18 protein-coding genes and 1 tRNA gene are annotated in these 17,530 nt (G+C 56.7%); 10 read left to right on the top strand and 9 right to left on the bottom strand.

Annotated elements, in window-relative coordinates:
• The first annotated feature begins 75 nt into the window (after positions 1–75).
• Both frsA and crl read left to right on the top strand, forming a co-directional pair.
• Positions 76–1,326: an esterase FrsA gene (frsA, locus tag AB6T85_RS09945; protein WP_253455162.1), complete on the top strand. Its 1,251-nt coding sequence runs from the start codon at positions 76–78 to the stop codon at positions 1,324–1,326.
• Positions 1,327–1,383: 57 nt separating this feature from the next.
• A complete protein-coding gene (crl, locus tag AB6T85_RS09940; RefSeq protein ID WP_301730666.1) occupies positions 1,384–1,785 on the top strand; it encodes a sigma factor-binding protein Crl in 402 nt (133 codons plus the stop codon).
• 138 nt (positions 1,786–1,923) lie between these two features.
• Here the strand turns inward: crl and AB6T85_RS09935 are convergent, their stop codons facing one another.
• Positions 1,924–3,024: a porin gene (locus tag AB6T85_RS09935; protein WP_253455160.1), complete on the bottom strand. Its 1,101-nt coding sequence runs from the start codon at positions 3,022–3,024 to the stop codon at positions 1,924–1,926.
• A gap of 243 nt (positions 3,025–3,267) precedes the next feature.
• Between AB6T85_RS09935 and proB the strand changes: the two genes are divergently transcribed.
• From proB to AB6T85_RS09910, 5 genes are all read left to right on the top strand, one after another.
• Positions 3,268–4,371, top strand: coding sequence for a glutamate 5-kinase (proB, locus tag AB6T85_RS09930; protein ID WP_253455158.1), 1,104 nt, complete (start codon positions 3,268–3,270; stop codon positions 4,369–4,371).
• A 10-nt stretch (positions 4,372–4,381) separates the two neighbouring features.
• Entirely contained in the window at positions 4,382–5,635 is a 1,254-nt protein-coding gene (gene proA / locus AB6T85_RS09925) for a glutamate-5-semialdehyde dehydrogenase (RefSeq protein WP_369895448.1), read from the top strand.
• Between the two features lie 72 nt (positions 5,636–5,707).
• The gene (locus AB6T85_RS09920; protein WP_253455156.1) at positions 5,708–6,337 is read left to right on the top strand and encodes a LysE family translocator; all 630 of its coding nucleotides are present in this window, start codon (positions 5,708–5,710) and stop codon (positions 6,335–6,337) included.
• 179 nt (positions 6,338–6,516) lie between these two features.
• Positions 6,517–6,592, top strand: a tRNA-Thr gene (locus tag AB6T85_RS09915).
• Positions 6,593–6,690: 98 nt separating this feature from the next.
• Positions 6,691–6,993, top strand: coding sequence for a contact-dependent growth inhibition system immunity protein (locus AB6T85_RS09910; RefSeq protein ID WP_369895446.1), 303 nt, complete (start codon positions 6,691–6,693; stop codon positions 6,991–6,993).
• Positions 6,994–7,317: 324 nt separating this feature from the next.
• On the opposite strand, the gene AB6T85_RS09905 is transcribed toward AB6T85_RS09910, so the two are convergent.
• The 4 genes from AB6T85_RS09905 to AB6T85_RS09890 all read right to left on the bottom strand — a co-directional run bounded on the left by AB6T85_RS09905 (position 7,318) and on the right by AB6T85_RS09890 (position 10,989).
• Complete coding sequence (locus tag AB6T85_RS09905) at positions 7,318–7,521, bottom strand: hypothetical protein (protein ID WP_301251319.1); 204 nt, start codon at positions 7,519–7,521, stop codon at positions 7,318–7,320.
• Between the two features lie 426 nt (positions 7,522–7,947).
• Positions 7,948–8,496 carry a GNAT family N-acetyltransferase gene (locus AB6T85_RS09900; protein WP_369895444.1) on the bottom strand — a complete coding sequence of 183 codons (549 nt, stop codon included), beginning with the start codon at positions 8,494–8,496 and terminating at the stop codon, positions 7,948–7,950.
• Between the two features lie 348 nt (positions 8,497–8,844).
• A complete protein-coding gene (locus AB6T85_RS09895) occupies positions 8,845–10,023 on the bottom strand; it encodes an alpha/beta hydrolase-fold protein (protein ID WP_369895442.1) in 1,179 nt (392 codons plus the stop codon).
• Between the two features lie 240 nt (positions 10,024–10,263).
• Positions 10,264–10,989: an SDR family oxidoreductase gene (locus tag AB6T85_RS09890; protein WP_369895440.1), complete on the bottom strand. Its 726-nt coding sequence runs from the start codon at positions 10,987–10,989 to the stop codon at positions 10,264–10,266.
• 138 nt (positions 10,990–11,127) lie between these two features.
• Here AB6T85_RS09890 and AB6T85_RS09885 point away from each other — a divergent pair, with 138 nt between their 5' ends.
• Both AB6T85_RS09885 and AB6T85_RS09880 read left to right on the top strand, forming a co-directional pair.
• Positions 11,128–11,622, top strand: coding sequence for a LysR family transcriptional regulator (locus AB6T85_RS09885; protein ID WP_369895438.1), 495 nt, complete (start codon positions 11,128–11,130; stop codon positions 11,620–11,622).
• Between the two features lie 31 nt (positions 11,623–11,653).
• Positions 11,654–12,007, top strand: a complete 354-nt coding sequence (locus AB6T85_RS09880) for a LysR substrate-binding domain-containing protein (RefSeq protein ID WP_369895592.1) — start codon at positions 11,654–11,656, stop codon at positions 12,005–12,007.
• A gap of 108 nt (positions 12,008–12,115) precedes the next feature.
• Here the strand turns inward: AB6T85_RS09880 and AB6T85_RS09875 are convergent, their stop codons facing one another.
• The 4 genes from AB6T85_RS09875 to paoA are packed head-to-tail and all read right to left on the bottom strand — an operon-like array spanning position 12,116 to position 16,935.
• Positions 12,116–13,063: an XdhC family protein gene (locus AB6T85_RS09875; RefSeq protein WP_369895436.1), complete on the bottom strand. Its 948-nt coding sequence runs from the start codon at positions 13,061–13,063 to the stop codon at positions 12,116–12,118.
• 9 nt (positions 13,064–13,072) lie between these two features.
• Complete coding sequence (paoC, locus tag AB6T85_RS09870; RefSeq protein ID WP_301730650.1) at positions 13,073–15,271, bottom strand: aldehyde oxidoreductase molybdenum-binding subunit PaoC; 2,199 nt, start codon at positions 15,269–15,271, stop codon at positions 13,073–13,075.
• A 3-nt stretch (positions 15,272–15,274) separates the two neighbouring features.
• Positions 15,275–16,225 (bottom strand): FAD binding domain-containing protein, encoded by a 951-nt coding sequence (locus tag AB6T85_RS09865; protein WP_301251313.1) that lies wholly within the window; start codon positions 16,223–16,225, stop codon positions 15,275–15,277.
• Positions 16,222–16,935 carry an aldehyde dehydrogenase iron-sulfur subunit PaoA gene (gene paoA, locus AB6T85_RS09860; protein ID WP_301251312.1) on the bottom strand — a complete coding sequence of 238 codons (714 nt, stop codon included), beginning with the start codon at positions 16,933–16,935 and terminating at the stop codon, positions 16,222–16,224. Before paoA ends, AB6T85_RS09865 begins: the two co-directional genes overlap by 4 nt.
• Before the next feature lie 358 nt (positions 16,936–17,293).
• Between paoA and AB6T85_RS09855 the strand changes: the two genes are divergently transcribed.
• Positions 17,294–17,530, top strand: a 237-nt coding sequence (locus AB6T85_RS09855) for a flagellin N-terminal helical domain-containing protein (RefSeq protein WP_440135766.1), incomplete at its 3' end; no start/stop codon positions are given.

Genomic DNA, 17,530 nt, shown 5'->3' with positions numbered 1-17,530 from the left:
CGCGTTTTACGGTTCGCGTCAGCCGCCAGGCTGCTATAGACTAAGACGATTCTCCGTATGTCGAAGGATCGTACTATGTCGCCTAAAAATCTCAGCGAAGAACTCTTTAAACCCCGCTTTAAGCATCCTGAAACCTCCTCCCTGATCCGGCGCCTGCATCATCACAAGCCGCTGCCGCTGCATTCCGCGCTGGAAGGCGACAGCCATGCAGGCTGGTATCGGATGGTTAATCGTCTGCTCTGGACGTGGCGGGGACTGTCGCCGCTGGAGATTGGCGAAGTGCTGGCCAGGATAGCCAGCAGCCGCGCCGACCACACTGATGAACAGCTGCTGGATACGGTGATTGGCTATCGCGGCGGCAACTGGATCTACGAATGGTCGCAGCAGGCCGCGCGCTGGCAGGATAAAGCCGCCTCGGCGGCTACCGATGCCGAAGCGGGCCAGTGCTGGCTGCACGCTGCTAACCTGTACGGCGTAGCGGGCTATCCGCATCTGAAAGGCGATGAGCTGGCCGATCAGGCGCAGCAGCTGGCGAATCGTGCCTATGAAGAGGCCACCTCAAGACTGCCGGGCGAGCTGAAAGAGCTGGAGTTCACCATTCCCGGCGGCAGTTCCATTTTTGGCTTTTTGCATATGCCGGAAAAAGCCCGCGCGCCTTATCCTACGGTGCTGCTGTGCAGCAGCCTGGATTCACTGCAAACCGATCACTATCGCCTTTTCCACGACTACCTTGCGCCGCGTGGCATCGCAATGCTGACCATCGACATGCCTTCGGTCGGCTTCTCTGCAAAATGGAAGCTGACGCAGGATTCCAGTTTTCTGCACCAGCAGGTGTTAAAACAGCTGGAAAACGTTGCCTGGGTCGATCATACCCGCGTGGCCGCTTTCGGCTATCGCTTTGGCGGCAACATTGCCGTGCGGCTGGCCTGGCTGGAAGCGCCTCGACTGCGCGCCGTGGCCTGTCTGGGGCCGGTGGTACACAGCCTGCTGTGCGATAGCGCGTTGCAGGACAGCATTCCCGAAATGTATATGGACGTGTTGGCCAGCCGGCTGGGCATGGCATCGGCCGCCGATTCCGCGCTGCGGGTCGAGCTGAGCCGCTACTCGCTGAAAACCCAGGGGCTGCTGGGCCGCCGCTGCCCAACGCCGATGCTGTCCGCTTACTGGCCGAACGATCCTTTCAGCCCGGCGGAGGAATCAAAGCTGATCGTGAATTCCTCGCTCGACGGTAAGCTGATGCCAATCGCACTTTCGCCTGTATTGAGCAACTTTGATAAAGCATTACGTGATATTGTTGACTGGTTAGCTAAACGATTAACACGCTGAGTGGCTAAATATTAACGCTTAGCGAAAACTAACGGGCTCAACAAAGGAGTTTTAACAATGGCGTTACCGAGTGGGCATCCCAAAAGCCGCTTAATGAAGCGTTTCGGCACATTAGGACCTTATATCCGCGAGGCCAAATGTGTGGATGAGCGCTTCTTCTTCGACTGTCTGGCCGTTTGCGTCAATGTGAAACCTGCGCCGGAACTGCGTGAGTTCTGGGGCTGGTGGATGGAGCTGGAAGCACAGGAAGATCACTTCACCTATGAGTATCACTTCGGCCTGTTCGATAAAGAGGGCAACTGGAAGCCTTCGGCAATTAAAGGAAAGGAAAACAACGAACGCCTGGAAGAGACGCTGCGTAATTTCCACGTGCGCCTGAAAGCGATGCTGGAAGAGCTGGAGCTGGGTCTGAAACCCGCTGCGGATTTCGCTGACGAGCCGGTAAAGCTGACCGCATAAAAAAACGCAGGGCGGCGCTTAATTGCTCCCTGCGCTTTTGTCTGCGCACCCATAAAAAAAGGCTGGCGATTGCCAGCCTTTGCTTACAGACACATAACGAGGGGCACAACAACCGCATCCGTGCGGCTCACATTTAAATCAGAACTGGTAAGTTACGCCTACCGCAACGATATCGTCGGTATTCTGCGCCAGCTTATTATCGTCATCCAGCAGGTTGATTTTATAATCCACAAACGCGGACATATTTTTATTGAAGTAGTAAGTCGCGCCCACGTCCGCAAATTTATAAATATCCGCATCGCCCACGCCGTTCTCAATATCTTTCGCTTTGGTTTGCACATAGGCCAGAGAAGGGCGGAAGCCGTTATCAAACTGATACTGCGCCACCAGCTCGATATTTTGCAGATAGTTAGCGTAACCGTTAACGGCAACGTTGGCGTCATTAATGCGTGCCGTGCCGCTGATGGGCGACATATTGCGCGTTTCGGCGTAGGTGGCAGCCAGGTAAACGCTGTTGTTGTCATACTTCAGGCCGGTCGCCCAGGCATCCGCCTTGTCGCCGCGACCGTAAACGCTGGCCTGCTGACCGTTGGTGCGGTCGGAAGAAGAGATAGCGCCATTAATCGTCAGGCCCTGCATCAGCGTATAGGCTACCGACGCCGCCATGCCGTCGCCGTTGGACGTGGCGTTAGAGCGGCTGCTGCTCTCATTTTTGCCCTGATACTGCAAGGCGAACTTCAGGCCGTCGACCAGACCAAAAAAGTTGGTGTTGCGGTAAGTCGCCACGCCGTTGGTACGGGTCAGCATATAGTTATCAGCTTTGGTATACGCGGTGGCGCCAAATTCCGGCATCATATCGGTATAGGCTTCCACGTCGTAAATCAGGCCGTAGTTACGGCCATAGTCGATGGATCCGTAGTCGCCGAATTTCAGACCGGCGAAGCCTAAACGCGTTTTGGTGCCGGTGGTGCCGTCGCTTTCCGCATTGTTCAGCGGCACGTGATATTCCCACTGGCCGTAGCCTGACATCAGGTCGTTAATCTGCGTCTGGCCTTTAAACCCAATACGTACGTAAGATTTGTCGCCGTCATTGCTGTCCGCGTCGCTTAAATAATGCATGGCTTTCAGCTTGCCGTAGAAATCGAGTTTATTACCGTCTTTATTATAAATTTCTGCGGCCTGGGCTGCCGTGGTCATAGCCAGAGCGGCGGTCAGGATTGCCAGTGCGCTTTTCTTCATTTTGTTGTTATTCCCAAATGAGTAAAATTTTAAATGGCCCGATGACGTTGTTCGGGGCACGAACGTTTTACCCTGAGGAGATGAAACTTTTATTACATTTATTCTCACTTCTTGTTAATTCCCCGTTTCTGGACTAGCGGCTTGCACCGTGTTTTTACGCCTTTTCGGGCGGCGGCTGTTGGCTTCCGGCACCACACCTGATAAAACGTCTTCTTCACCTTTTTAAAGCTATGGCAGGAAACAATGAGCAGCAGCCAGACCCTGGTCGTTAAACTGGGGACCAGCGTATTAACCGGCGGATCGCGTCGGCTGAACCGGGCACATATTGTCGAACTGGTGCGTCAGTGCGCGCAGCAGCACGCGGCAGGCCACCGGATTGTGATCGTTACCTCAGGCGCAATGGCCGCCGGACGTGAGCACCTGGGCTACCCGGAACTGCCGCCGACCATCGCCTCAAAGCAGCTGCTGGCTGCGGTGGGGCAGAGCCGGTTGATCCAGCTGTGGGAGCAGCTCTTTTCCATCTACGGCATTCATATCGGCCAGATGCTGCTGACGCGTGCCGACCTGGAAGATCGCGAGCGCTTTCTGAACGCGCGCGATACGCTGCGGGCCTTACTGGATAACCATATCGTGCCGGTTATCAATGAAAACGACGCGGTGGCGACGGCAGAAATTAAAGTCGGCGACAACGATAACCTGTCCGCGCTTGCTGCGATGCTGGCCGGGGCCGACAAGCTGCTGCTGCTGACCGATCAGGCCGGCCTGTTTACCGCCGATCCGCGCAATAATCCGCAGGCGGAGCTGATCCGCGACGTGCACGGTATTGACGATGCGCTGCGCGAGCTGGCGGGCGGCAGCGTCTCCGGCCTGGGAACCGGCGGTATGGCGACCAAGCTTCAGGCTGCCGACGTGGCCTGCCGCGCCGGTATCGATACCATTATCGCCGCCGGCAGCCGCGCGGGCGTGATTGGCGATACGATCGACGGCAAGCCGGTCGGCACCCGCTTCCACGCGCTGCAAACGCCGCTGGAGAACCGCAAGCGCTGGATCTTCGGCGCGCCGCCGGCGGGCGAAATCACCATCGACGACGGCGCGCTGGCCGCCATGCTGGAACGCGGCAGCTCGCTGCTGCCAAAAGGTATCCGTGAAATCAGCGGCAACTTCTCGCGCGGCGAGGTGATCCGCATTCGCAGCCTGCAAGGGCGCGATGTGGCGCACGGCGTCTGCCGCTATAACAGCGATGCGATGCGGATGATAGCCGGGCACCATTCCCAGCAAATCAGCGAAATTTTAGGCTACGAATATGGCCCGGTCGCGGTTCACCGTGACGATATGATCGTCAGTTAAGGAGCAGCAGATGCTTGAAGAAATGGGTAAAGCCGCGAAAGCCGCTTCTTACCAGCTGGCGGTGCTCTCCGCCGCACAAAAAAACCAGGTCCTGATGACCATTGCGGATCGTCTGGAAGCGCAGAGTGCGGATATCCTGGCCGCTAACGAACTTGACCTGGCGGACGCCCGCAAAAACGGCCTGAGCGAGGCGCTGTTGGATCGCCTGATGCTTAATCCTGCCAGGCTGCAAGGGATTGCGAACGACGTGCGTCAGGTGTGCCATCTGGCCGATCCGGTCGGCGTAGTGATGGACGGTGGCGTGCTGGACAGCGGGCTGCGTATTGAACGTCGGCGCGTGCCGCTGGGCGTGGTGGGCGTGATTTATGAAGCGCGTCCGAACGTGACGGTGGATGTCGCCTCGCTGTGCCTGAAAACGGGCAATGCGGCGATCCTGCGCGGCGGTAAAGAGACTTATCGCACCAATGGCGCGACCGTGCGCGTGATCCAGGACGCGCTGAAGGAGCACGGCTTACCGGCGGGCGCGGTACAGGCGATTGAAAGCCCGGATCGCGAGCTGGTCAACCAGCTGCTGAAGCTGGATCGCTATGTCGATATGCTGATCCCGCGCGGCGGCGCTGGCCTGCACAAGCTGTGCCGCGAGCAGTCGACCATTCCGGTGATCACCGGCGGGATCGGCGTTTGCCATATTTTTGTCGATAGTAACGCGGACGCTGCGGCGGCGTTAAACGTGATCGTTAACGCCAAAAAACAGCGTCCCAGCGCCTGTAATTCCGTAGAGACGCTGCTGGTGCATACGGCGATAGCCGAGGCGTTCCTGCCTGCGCTAAGCGCGCGTATGCAGGATGAAGGTATTAATCTGCACGCCGATCCGCGCTCGCTGCCGCTGCTGCAACAAGGCCCGGCGGTGGTCAGCGCGGTGACGGAAGAACAGTATCGCGATGAATGGCTGGCATTGGATCTCAACGTGAAGCTGGTGGACGGACTGGACGAGGCTGTCGCGCATATTCGTGAATATGGCACGCAGCACTCCGACGCGATCCTCACGCGCAGCATTGTGAACGCAGAGCGTTTTGTTAACGAGGTTGATTCTTCAGCGGTATACGTTAACGCCAGCACGCGCTTTACCGATGGCGGGCAGTTTGGCCTGGGCGCGGAAGTGGCGGTCAGCACCCAGAAGCTGCACGCGCGCGGCCCGATGGGGCTGGAGGCGCTGACCACCTACAAATGGGTAGTTTTCGGCAACGACACCGTGCGCAGCTGATTGCGTGGGCCACAGGGAAGTGGCTTACATTCCACAGGGAGATAAGTAACTGAACTGAAAAGGAAGGTTCTGATGATTACGTTTTCCCAACTGCTTCCCTTCGCGGCTATCGCTTTTGGGCTGGTGCTGACGCCAGGCCCGAATATGATCTATCTGCTTTCCCGTTCCCTGTGCCAGGGCCGCCGCGCGGGCTTTGTCTCGCTGAGCGGCGTGGCGCTCGGTTTTATTTTCTATATGGTTTGCGCCGCGCTGGGGATCACCGCGCTGGTTATGGCGGTGCCGCTGGCTTATGAGGCGCTGCGCATTGCGGGCGCCTGCTATCTGCTTTATATGGCCTGGCAGGCTGTTTTCGGCGGTAAATCACCTTTTGCGCTGCGCGACCTGCCGCCCGACAGCACCCGTAAGCTGTTTACTATGGGCTTGCTGACCAACCTGTTAAATCCTAAAGCGGCAGTTATTTACCTCACGCTGTTGCCGCAGTTTATCCGGCCGGAGCAGGGCGACGTATTGTCCCAGTCTTTGCAGCTTGGCTTTACCCAAATCGCAATCAGTATGCTGGTTAATGGCTCACTTATCTTTGCCGCTGGCAGTATTGCTGGCTTTCTGGCACGGCGCCCAACGTGGCAAAAGCTTCAGCGCTGGCTGATGGGCACGGTGTTAACCGGCCTGGCGATGCGCATGCTGTTGGAAGGGCGGAAGTAACGCGGAAGGACGAGCAGACCGCGAACCGCCAGACAGGCCAGAAGAGAGTAAGAAAAGCAGAGCAGGCAAAAAACGGGGCGAGCGTTACCTGTTGATTATAAAGTCATCATTTAGTCCGCAGGCGCTTGACTCCGCGTCAGGTTTTTTTTAACGTAGTGACCGCAGTATCCCTCCTGAAAGCCGATATAGCTCAGTTGGTAGAGCAGCGCATTCGTAATGCGAAGGTCGTAGGTTCGACTCCTATTATCGGCACCACTTTCTTAATAAAATCAGCGTTTCTTCAGCGTCTTGCTAAATGGCAGCGTGCTTTTTCGCATGTTTATTACTTCATATCCTTCTTTTTGAGGCTGGCAATGGCTAAAAATTATAAAAATGTCGGGACGCTTGTACGGGTTTTTTTTGGTCAGGATTACGATCTGTTTGGCGAAACGATAGAAGAAATACTGGACAGCTACTTAGAAACCGAAAACCCCAAAACAGCTATGAAAGTTTATCAGGAAACTGATGATTTACTGTCGTTAAACGATGGTGCGCTTACAGAGGCATTTGGCGCTATCAGTCAGGGAGAGTTCTGCCCCGGACCTTGGGGGGAAACGATACGATCTTTCTTAGAGAAAGTTAAAAGCCATTTTGATAGCAAACTACAACTTTCTTGACTGGCGTCTTACGCGTAGTTAATGATTGAACTTTACGGCTATACCATATCGCTCACATTACTTCCTCGCTCGTACAAATATTACTTTCTTTAAATCGTCAGCAGGAAGTTTATTACTTACTTACCCATACTTAAGTTGAACAAATAGCTGGCACTTCAGTGACCATACTATTATCTACTCCTTGACGGCTTTAGCAGGATAAATGCTGTCTGATACCGGCATTGCGTGGAGGGTTAAGGTGAGCAGTACGAAGCCAGTCAGGATGGTTAGCTCCCGGCCATGCAAAAAACCGCCTTGGTGGGCGGTCGGTTAAATCATTGCTTATTAAGCCGGCCGGACCCTGGCCTTTGTAGGATATCCGTCACGCCCATTATCATGAGTATGGTCGGGATCAGGCTCAATTATAACGATATAATCTGCATCCTTACCATCGCGTACTAAAGTTACTAACTCTCCGGCGCGAGGTTTAGTGTCAAAATCATGCTCCTCTTCAATGCCTGTATCCTCAAAAATCACAGTAATTTTCATTTCCCGTCCTCTTTCTGATAAACCGCGTGGTAACTCTGGGGTGTTTTACTGACCCTTCCTTATAGAATTTTAGCCTATCCTGAAAAGCTCCCCTGAGCTCAGCGGATTGCAGGTAAAGACCGCGCCCTCTGGATCTTCGTTGAGATGAGGCTTTTCCGGGCTGCAGCAAGATGCCCCGGGCCGTAGAAGCGCTATGGGAAATTTTCGTAGAGGGTCAAATTTGGCCAGCAAAGCTGTCTCGTCACTCAGGGAAGAACCATCGGCAGAAAACAAAAAGGACAGATCCCTGCAACACGCGGTTGAGGGACATGCTGCCCGATTGTATCTCGCTGTACAGCCGATATCCGCTTCTGGCGTTTAGCAGCCCGGCAAGGATAAAAAGGCGCTCTTCGTCTTAGAGCGGAAAGCGGGTATTTATAAAAAATATCAGTTAACCTGACGGGCATTCCACTCGTTGCGGGTAATTTCCCAGAGTTCGGAATCAAGCAGGCCGCTGACATATTCTTGCTTCCCCGTCCTGATAAGCCGCATACCGCTACTGGCTGAAATAAGCTGTGATCGGCTATTGAGTGCAGCCTTCGGAGCTCGCAGTAGCGGCTTATTTAATGTATTAAACCAATAATCTGTAACCACAGTACTGGCCTCACGCATATAGCCCTGCCTCTGATACTCCGGCGCCAGCCAAAATCCACGATTATTATCCTCAACGTCATAAAGACAAATTAAACCCATAAGGTCATCAGGTGCCTCACGACGTCTGATAGTCCAGAACCAGGCGATTCCTTTTGCCATATCGGGCAGTGCAACGTTATTAACGTAATTCTCAGCGCCGTTATCAGGATAAGGCCATGGTACTGAGGCGACCATATAGCGGACAATCTCCCAATGCGGGTAGAGCTTTTGAATCTGAGGCGCATCTTCTGCAACCAGCGGTTTAAGCCACAGACGTTCCGTTATGAGCGTAGGTATCTGCATCAGTCAATTTCCTTTTGTGTATTTCGACGTTTTCGAACAGTGACGTCAGCGGCTGCGGGTTCTTATCATTAAGAATGGCTCCCGGTCACACCAGAAGTCCGGTTTACAAACTGAAGGTTCGTCACATGCCGGGTCTTCTACTGTCGCTAACGCTACGACGCTACCCACGTCAGTACAGCTGGGTGAACTTATTCTTAATGTCTTCCATCTGCGGTCATTCCTGTCCGAAAACGAAAAGAAATTCTCAGCGCAGTGCTGCATCCCGACATGATGAAGGTGCCGTTAGCCGACAGACCGGGCGCAAAATCATTCCAACGCCCCCTCCAGTCCTGAAGGAGGCGCAAAGCATTATTTAAACAGTTTCTGCACGAACTCGGCATAGGCCGGACGCCAGACATCCATCTCATGGTTTAAGCCAGGATACATTTTATAGTCGAACCTGATGTGCTTTTTCTCCAGCTCGTTTTTCAGCCCGGCAATATCCTGGCCGGTAACGGAATCTTTTTCGCCCACCACCACGGTAAAGTTATGCAGCTGCCTGTTAATCTCCTCGGGCCTGTCGAGCTGACGAGCAATGCCTGTATCCGGCACCGTTGCGCTGGTTACGCCGCTCAGCGTCGCCAGCCAGCCAAAGCTGTCCAGATGGTTCATGCCGGAAAAGAGAGCCTGAAAACCGCCTTGCGATAAGCCGGCCAGCGCGCGGCCGTTCGCATCCTGGCGTACGTTAAATCGGGCGTCGACCAGCGGAATAATATCGTGCATGAGTTCGCGGTCTGCGGCTTTGGCATTAAGAAGGTAAAAGGTTTTGCGGCGATCTTTCGGCGGGAAATTTTCCGGGATCGCCTGAGCGATATCCGTTTCTGTATCCGGGACAACGACCAGCATCGGTTTGATTTTGCCTTCGGCCAGCAGGTTATCCATGATTTGCGGCAGGCGTCCCTGGTCAATAGCGGAAAGTCCGGTATCGCCAAAGCCATGATAGAAATAGAGCACCGGCAGCGGTTCGCTTTTGCCGCTATAGCCCGGCGGCGTCCAGACAAACATCCTGCGCTCTGAATGCAGCTCTTTTGAGTGGTAAGTCACCGTTAGCAGATCGCCATGCGGCACGGAGCGATCGTCCAGAATACTACCCGGCACCAGGATCAGGCTGGTATTGACCTGGCGCTGCGGCTTCTGAAAACGGCTGCCGGTATCGACAGAACGAAAGCCGTCTACATCAAAGTAGTATTCGTACAAATCCGGGGTCAGCGAGCCGCTTTTCCACGACCACACGCCGCTTTTATCCTTGCTCATATCGTGAGAGACAAAGCTATCCGGGGAGGAGCCGGTAATGACTGATACCCGCTTTGCATCCGGCGCGAAAAGACGGAAGGTCACGCTTTTATCTGCGTTTACCTGCGTCACGTAACGGCTAACCGGCACCGATAAATCAGGCGTGGCCGGAAAAGGCGCGGCGGCGGCAGGCATAGCCGCACAGCCCAGCAGGGCGGTGGCGGCCAGGGTCAGGCAGGCGATGTTGTTTTTCATTTTAAGTCCCTTATTTTTTTATACACAACCTTTGAACGGGTACGACTGGCAGGTCAATCAGAGCGCCTGCTGTAAACGAGGCGGTTGGCCTGGTCGTTATCCAGCGTATCAACAGAACGCTTTTTGTCCAGGCGGGTTTGCATCTGTTATCGGGGAAAGGGGTGCTGATACTGTCAGGCGGGGCACGATCGCAAAGGCGAGGGCATCACCTCTGCTCAGATAATTACACGCTTTAAAGCATTACCACGGCGCGCGATTTTGATCGAAATAGAAGCCAGCGGTGGTCTCTCCAGGCGCCTGATCCGCCAGCCAGACAATACCGGCGGCAGCCTCGGTAACCGTTCTGGGGCCGGAATGGCCGTTGAAATCCGTGGCGGTATAGCCCGGATCGACCGCGTTCACGCTGATACCGTAAGCGGTAAGCTCTTTAGCGAAGGCGACCGTTATCGCATTAACGGCCGTTTTTGAACTGGTGTAGCCCATTGCCTGTACTTGGGAATAAGGATGACTGGGATCGGCGACCCATGTCAGCGAGCCCAGCCCGCTACCGATCATAATAACCCTGGCCTCCTGCGCGGCTTTAAGTAGCGGAATAAAAGCCTGCGTGACCCTGATAACGCCAAAAACATTGGTGTCGTATACCGCCATAATATCGCTGATGCTTTGCGCGCTCGGGGCTACCGGCTGCGCGCCCGAAATGCCGGCATTGTTGATAAGAATATCCAGCTTCCCGTCTTCCTTTAGCACCTGCTGAACAGCTTCCTCAATACTTTCTGTTTTGGTGACGTCAATAATAACCAAATGGGCGTTGATGCCCCATCCGGTAAGTTTGTCTACGGCAGCTTGCCCACGCTCTTTGTCGCGGCTGCCCAGCCAAATTTTGTAACCCAGCAGGCCCAGCTGTCTGGCCGTTTCGAATCCGATGCTTTTGTTCGCGCCGGTAATAAGAACACTTTTGTTTTTCATATGCGGGCTCCAGTCAGTTTGATTTTCCGTTACGGAAAGCAGTGCGTTGTCTGATTTATAACCTGTGCGGCGCTGTTTGATAATCGGGTGCAATACGAATAAGGTGATCGCAACAGCGAACAATCACGGGAAAGGGCAATGGATGAGTTAGCGGTTTTTCTCGCTGTTTTTAAAGATAAGGGCTTTCGGGTAGCGGCAAAAAAGCTGGGCCTGTCGCCTTCCACGGTCAGTGAAAGGATCACGGCGCTGGAGGTGAGGCTTGGCGTGCCGCTTTTTATTCGTACCACGCGTAGCGTTATGCCAACCGAAGCAGGCCGGACGCTGGCTGAACGAATGACGCCGCTGCTTGATGAAATGCGATTGGTGCTTAACGACGTTGCCAGCTCTCAGCAAGAGGTGCGCGGCACGCTTAAATTGAACGTTACCGGCGCGGTCATGGTTGATATCTTACCGCCCTTGCTGGACCGTTTTCTTAGTCGTCATCCGGGCTTACACGTAGAAATCATGGTGGATGACCGTCTTATTGAAGCAACGGCTGAAGGCTGCGATGCCGGTATCCGTTATGGCGAGCATCTGGCAAAAGATATTATCGCTGTCCCCATAGGGCCGCGAACGCGCACCTTCTTACCTTGATTCACAAAGCGCTCCTTCGCATCCTGGAGAGCTGGTTGACCATGACTGCATTCGCCTGAAATATTCAAGCGGCGCCCTGATCCCATGGGAATTTGAACGCGAGGGAGAAACCGTCAGCGTCAATCCCGCCGGGCGTTTGACTATCGGCGTTAACGGCGCTGCCGCGGCTATCGATCTGGCACGCAGCGGCAAAGGCGTGATCGCTACTTTTGAAAACTGGCTGCAACCCCATTTCGCTACGGGCGAGCTGCTGCCGGTGCTCCCGGCATGGTGGACCGCGTTTGAAGGCCCCTGGCTTTACTTCCCCAGCCGCTTTATGTCCGCGCCGCTACGCGCGTTTGTGGACTTTCTCGCCGGGGAACGCGAGGGGCTTCAGGATCGGTGAAACAACTGTATCGGCACTTTAAGGCAGCCGGGCAGGATTACCCTGGCAACAACTTTAAGGCAGCCGAACAGGGCTGCCCTGTCGGTACCTTAAAGCCGCCCAATCCGGCTAGCCATCCTCCGCCAGGCTAAGGCGGGCCGCCGCGACATCAGCCAGAACGGAAAGCGCCAGCGAGCTGGCATCGCGAGCTTTGGGGAACAGCCCAATGGGCGCTTTGATGCGGGCGATATCCGTATCGCGCCAGCCCAGCTCGCTGAGTTTTTGCACGCGTCTGGCATGGGTGCGCTGGCTGCCCAGCGCGCCAATGTAAAACGGTCTGGCCGTCAGGGCGGCCTGCAATACCGGCAGCTCGCGGTTCAGATCGTGCCAGAGCAGCAGCACGGCGGTATGCGCATCTATCTGTCCGGCAGCCTGGGGATCGAGCGCTTCGCAGAGGTGCACATCATAGCCCGCCGCCTGAGCGAGGCTGGCCGTGACCTGCGCCTCTATCGAACGGCCAAACACAATGGTCCGCGTACAGGGGTGATAGCCGGTGGCGAAAAAATCGTTGTGCCAGCCCGTCCGGATAAGCGAGGCGTCGCTCTGTAACCGCTGGCTTTGCGGAAAGTAGCGCAGCCCCGCAGGCTGGCGCTGCGCCAGCAGGTTCAGCACGTCCAGCAGGGGCCGCGCGCCGCGCAGTTTATGGATGCTGAGCGTAATACCGCCGCCGCAGGGAAGCACAATATCGAACCAGGGCGAGCCTTCGCCATACATCACCTGACGGTCGCGGCCGCAGGCGATAACCGCCATCGCTTCGTGAGCGACGGCGGCCTCCACGCAGCCGCCGGAGACAAAACCGCAGTACAAACCGTCTTCGCGCACCACCATCTGCGCGCCCAGCGCCCGCGCCGCGCCGCCGCGGATCGCCACCAGCGTGACCAGCGCCGCCGAGACGCCCGCTTTTAACGCTTCTACCGCGAAGCGCAGGATAGCGGCGCTGTCGTCGGTCAGCAGCGCCTGCTGCGGCACCGGGTTCGCTGGCGCAGCCTGGTCGCTAAGGAAAGCCTGTTGCAGCATAGCGCCTCCTTAAACGACATCCGGCAGCGAAGCGAGCAGCTTATCGAGCGTAACGGGATAATCCCGCACCCGCACGCCGGTCGCGTTATACACCGCGTTGACGATAGCCGCGCTGACGCCGCACAGGCCCAGCTCGCCCACGCCTTTCGCCTTCATCGGTGAGGAAACGGGGTCGGTGTCATCCAGGAAAATGACTTCCTGTTCCGGCACGTCGGCGTGAACCGGCACTTCGTAGCCCGCCAGATCGTGATTGACGAAGTAGCCCAGCCGCTTATCGACTGCCAGCTCTTCCATCAGCGCGCCGCCCAGGCCCATCGTCATCGCGCCAATTACCTGGCTACGGGCGGTTTTAGGGTTAAGGATACGGCCCGCAGCACACACGGCCAGCATTCGACGCACCCGGACTTCACCGGTCGCCCTGTCCACGCCCACTTCGACAAAGTGGCCGGCGAAGGTGGATTGCTGATACTGCTTTTCCAGATCGCCAAACTCGATGCTGTCTTCCGCCGTTAGCGTACCGTCCGCTGCCGCATCGGCAAGACGAGCGCTGCGCTCTCCGTCGCGTACCTGTTCATCGGCAAAGGTCGCTGTGTTCGGATCGAAGCCAAGCTTGTTGGCTATCGCCTCGCGCAGCTTGACGCAGGCGGCATAAACACCCGCGGTAGAACTGTTTGCGCCCCACTGGCCGCCGGAACCGGCGGAAACCGGGAAGCTGGAGTCGCCCAGCCGCACCACCACTTTTTCCAGCGGCACGCCCGCCATCTCGGCCGCCGTCTGGGCAATAATGGTATAGCTGCCGGTGCCGATATCGGTCATATCCGTTTCCACGGTAACAATGCCGTTGGCATCCAGATGCACTCGCGCGCCGGACGTCATCACCATGTTATTACGAAAGCCTGCCGCCATGCCCATTCCAACCAGCCAGCGACCTTCTTTTACCTGTGCGGGCGTAGCGTTGCGGCGGTCCCAGCCGAAGCGCTCCGCGCCGGTGCGCAAGCATTCAACCAGCTGACGACGCGAGAAAGGGCGGTCAGGATTGGCAGGATCGACCTGGGTATCGTTAAGGATGCGGAAGGCCACCGGATCGATACCCGCTTTCTCCGCCATCTCATCAATGGCGATCTCCAGCGCCATCAGACCTGGCGCTTCGCCCGGCGCGCGCATGGCGTTGCCTTCGGGCAGATCGAGCTTCGCCAGCCGCAGGCCGGTGAAACGGTTCGCGCCGGCATAAAGCAGTTCGGTCTGCTGCACCGCTGTCTCCGGCGTGCCGCCGGGCAGGTTGCCCGACCAGCTTTCATGGGCGATAGCGGTGATATGACCAGACTGGTCGGTGCCAATACGAATATGCTGGATGGTGGCCGGGCGGTGCGTGGTGTTATTAGGGATAACCGGCCTCGGCAGCATCACCTTTACCGGCCTTTTTGCGGCGCGAGCGCCCAGCGCGGCCAGCACCGCATCGCTGCGTAAGAACAGTTTGCCGCCGAAGCCGCCGCCGATATAGGGCGAGATCACGCGCACGTTCTCTTCCGGCAGCTTCAGCGTTTTCGCTAAGTCTGTTCGGCACCAGTTAATCATCTGGTTAGAGGTCCAGACGGTCAGCTTTTCGCCCTCCCAGACCGCCATAGAAGCGTGCGGCTCCATCGCCATATGGCTTTGATCCGGCGTGGTGTAGGAAGCGTCAAGCTTCAGCGCCGCCGAGGAAAAGGCCTGGTTGAAATCACCGACGTGGGTATCCGGCTGGTCTTCCGGCGCTTCGGTGACGCCAGGTTTTTCCGCAGCGAGATCCCAGCTACCTCGTTCACGGCGATACTGCACGTCAACCAACTGGGCGGCCGCGCGTGCCTGCTCAAAGGTTTCCGCCACTACCAGCGCCACGGCCTGGTGATAGTGCTCAACCTCCGGCCCGCCCAGCAGCGTGGCGGTATTTTTTTCGCCCTTGCCGAGGCTGCCGGCGTTTTTCGCCGTGACCACGGCCAGCACGCCCGGCGCGCTCTGCGCGGCCTGAAGGTCCATCGAGGTGATACGCCCCTTAGCGATGGCGGCACCGACAACATAGCCATAGGCCACGTTGGACGCTTTATCGTGCCATTCATAGGCGTAAGTCGCGGTTCCCGTGGTTTTCATCGGGCCGTCGATACGATCGTGAGGACGCCCTACAACTTTCAGCTGATCGATAGGGTTATCGCCTGCGGGCTTATCGAATTTCATATTTTATGCCCTCGCTTCCGTCAGTACCGAGGCGAGCGTGCGCTTCGCCAGGAGCAGCTTGTATTCATTTTCATGGGTGGGGTGCGCGTCGGCGAACAGCCGATCGTAAACCGCCTGCACGCCATGCGGCAGCTGTGCATCCGCCTCTTCCTGCCGCCAGGGCTTATGCGCCACACCGCCAGCCGCAACGCGCCCCGTGCCATCAGGCTGCACGACAGCAGCAATCGACACCAGCGCAAAAGCGTAAGAAGCGCGATCGCGCACCTTGCGATAGATATGCGTGCCGCCGAGCGGGCGGGGCAGGGTAACGGCGACAATCAGCTCGCCCGGCTTCAGCGCGGTTTCACGGTGAGGCGTGTCGCCCGGCGCCAGATAGAAATCGCTGAGGGGAATACGGCGTTCGCTACCGTCCGGGCTGACCGTTTCCACCACCGCATCCAGCAGCCGCATGGCAACGGCCATATCGCTGGGATGGGTGGCGATACAGGCTTTGCTGGCGCCAATCACCGCGTGTTGACGGCTGAAGCCTTCCAGTGCGGCGCAGCCGCTGCCGGGCAGACGCTTATTGCAGGGCTGGTTGGTGTCGTAAAAATAGGGGCAGCGCGTGCGCTGAAGAAGATTGCCGGCCGTGGTGGCCTGATTACGCAGCTGGCCCGACGCGCCGGCAAGTAGCGCCCTGGAAAGCACGGCGTAATCGCGGCGGACGCGCTCGTCGGCGGCCAAATCGGTATTGCGCACCAGCGCGCCGATACGCAAACCGCCGTCGGTCGTGGGTTCAATTTTATCCAGCGCCAGATGATTGACATCTATCAGATGGGAAGGCGTTTCAATTTCCAGTTTCATCAGGTCGAGCAGGTTGGTGCCGCCCGCAATAAATTTAGCGCCGGGGGTGCGCTGCGCGCTGGCTGCCGCCTCGGCGGGCGTTTTCACACGCTCATAGGTAAAGGCCTTCATGCTTTCTGGCTCCCGGCGACATCTTCGATCGCGGCAAGAATATTGGAGTAAGCGCCGCAGCGGCAGATATTGCCGCTCATTCGCTCCCGCAGCTCATCCGCCGTCGCTTCCGGGGATGACACCAGATCGAGCGTGACGTGGCTGGGAATGCCCGCTTCGATCTCTTTCAGCACCGCCACGGACGAGCAAATCTGGCCTGGCGTGCAGTAGCCGCACTGGTAGCCGTCATGTTTCACAAAGGCGGCCTGCATCGGATGCAGGTTGTCGGGCGTGCCCAGACCTTCGATCGTGGTGACCTCGGCGTCCTGATGCATCACGGCCAGCGTCAGGCAGGCGTTCAGCCTGCGGCCATCCACAAGCACGGTACAGGCGCCGCACTGACCGTGATCGCAGCCTTTTTTCGTGCCGGTAAGGTGCAGGTGCTCGCGCAGCGCATCCAGCAGCGTGGTACGAGTGTCAACGTTAAGCTGTTTGCTCTCACCATTCACTTTTAGCGTCAGGGGCAGCATTTCCGGCGCGCGGGCGGTTGGACGTTCGCTGTCGCCCAGCGCCGCGCCGGGCGCAACTGCCGCCGTAGCCGCTGTTGCCGCGCTTACTTTCAGCAGCGTGCGGCGCGTCAGGTGAAAAGGGATATTTTCATATTGGTTACTGGCTTCGCCCGTGGTGCGGCGAAACGGCTGGTTCTTACTGTTATTGCCTTGGTTGCTCATGCCAGGCCTCCGGTATGCAAAGAGAAAGGAACGACAAAGTAGGTAGGGACTATTTCTGTTTTTAGAGCATTAAGCATAGACGCTACTGGCCGGGGGATAGCCTTTGATTCCGCAATGCTGTTGTGAGGGAAATTAATTAATGAAAAAGGATAAAGTTTTAGCGGCGGCGGTCGACTATTTCAGGGCTGGTTCTTTTGTTGGTTCGCACAAGTTAAGACTTATCCTAAACGGCAGTTTTTGCAGATTTTTATGCAAGTCGCTTTAAAGTTTTGCCAGGGCGTGACGATAAAGAATACAGACGGTGACGGGCATCCTGGCGCCGTATCCGAACTCTGGTAAAAATTTTAAGGAAACGACTATGTCCGTTATCAATACTAACATTATGTCCCTGACCACTCAGAACAACCTGAACAAATCACAGGCTTCTCTGAGCACCGCTATCGAGCGTCTTTCTTCTGGTCTGCGTATCAACAGCGCAAAAGACGACGCAGCAGGCGAAGCGATTGCTAACCGCATGAACTCTCAGATCAAAGGTCTGACTCAGGCGGCACGTAACGCCAACGACGGTATCTCTCTGACTCAGACGGCTGAAGGT

Source organism: Erwinia aeris (assembly GCF_041224955.1).
Classification (GTDB): Bacteria; Pseudomonadota; Gammaproteobacteria; order Enterobacterales; family Enterobacteriaceae; genus Erwinia; species Erwinia aeris.
This window is presented reverse-complemented; position numbering and strand designations above follow the sequence as displayed.

Coding starts and splice junctions, on each gene's coding strand:
- AB6T85_RS09890 (WP_369895440.1), bottom strand. CDS start 10,989: ATGAAAAACAAAAGTGTTCTTATTACCGGCGCGAACAAAAGCATCGGA.
- AB6T85_RS09885 (WP_369895438.1), top strand. CDS start 11,128: ATGGATGAGTTAGCGGTTTTTCTCGCTGTTTTTAAAGATAAGGGCTTT.
- AB6T85_RS09910 (WP_369895446.1), top strand. CDS start 6,691: ATGGCTAAAAATTATAAAAATGTCGGGACGCTTGTACGGGTTTTTTTT.
- AB6T85_RS09895 (WP_369895442.1), bottom strand. CDS start 10,023: ATGAAAAACAACATCGCCTGCCTGACCCTGGCCGCCACCGCCCTGCTG.
- frsA (WP_253455162.1), top strand. CDS start 76: ATGTCGCCTAAAAATCTCAGCGAAGAACTCTTTAAACCCCGCTTTAAG.
- AB6T85_RS09920 (WP_253455156.1), top strand. CDS start 5,708: ATGATTACGTTTTCCCAACTGCTTCCCTTCGCGGCTATCGCTTTTGGG.
- AB6T85_RS09865 (WP_301251313.1), bottom strand. CDS start 16,225: ATGAAGGCCTTTACCTATGAGCGTGTGAAAACGCCCGCCGAGGCGGCA.
- AB6T85_RS09905 (WP_301251319.1), bottom strand. CDS start 7,521: ATGAAAATTACTGTGATTTTTGAGGATACAGGCATTGAAGAGGAGCAT.
- AB6T85_RS09875 (WP_369895436.1), bottom strand. CDS start 13,063: ATGCTGCAACAGGCTTTCCTTAGCGACCAGGCTGCGCCAGCGAACCCG.
- AB6T85_RS09935 (WP_253455160.1), bottom strand. CDS start 3,024: ATGAAGAAAAGCGCACTGGCAATCCTGACCGCCGCTCTGGCTATGACC.
- paoA (WP_301251312.1), bottom strand. CDS start 16,935: ATGAGCAACCAAGGCAATAACAGTAAGAACCAGCCGTTTCGCCGCACC.
- proA (WP_369895448.1), top strand. CDS start 4,382: ATGCTTGAAGAAATGGGTAAAGCCGCGAAAGCCGCTTCTTACCAGCTG.
- paoC (WP_301730650.1), bottom strand. CDS start 15,271: ATGAAATTCGATAAGCCCGCAGGCGATAACCCTATCGATCAGCTGAAA.
- crl (WP_301730666.1), top strand. CDS start 1,384: ATGGCGTTACCGAGTGGGCATCCCAAAAGCCGCTTAATGAAGCGTTTC.
- proB (WP_253455158.1), top strand. CDS start 3,268: ATGAGCAGCAGCCAGACCCTGGTCGTTAAACTGGGGACCAGCGTATTA.
- AB6T85_RS09900 (WP_369895444.1), bottom strand. CDS start 8,496: ATGCAGATACCTACGCTCATAACGGAACGTCTGTGGCTTAAACCGCTG.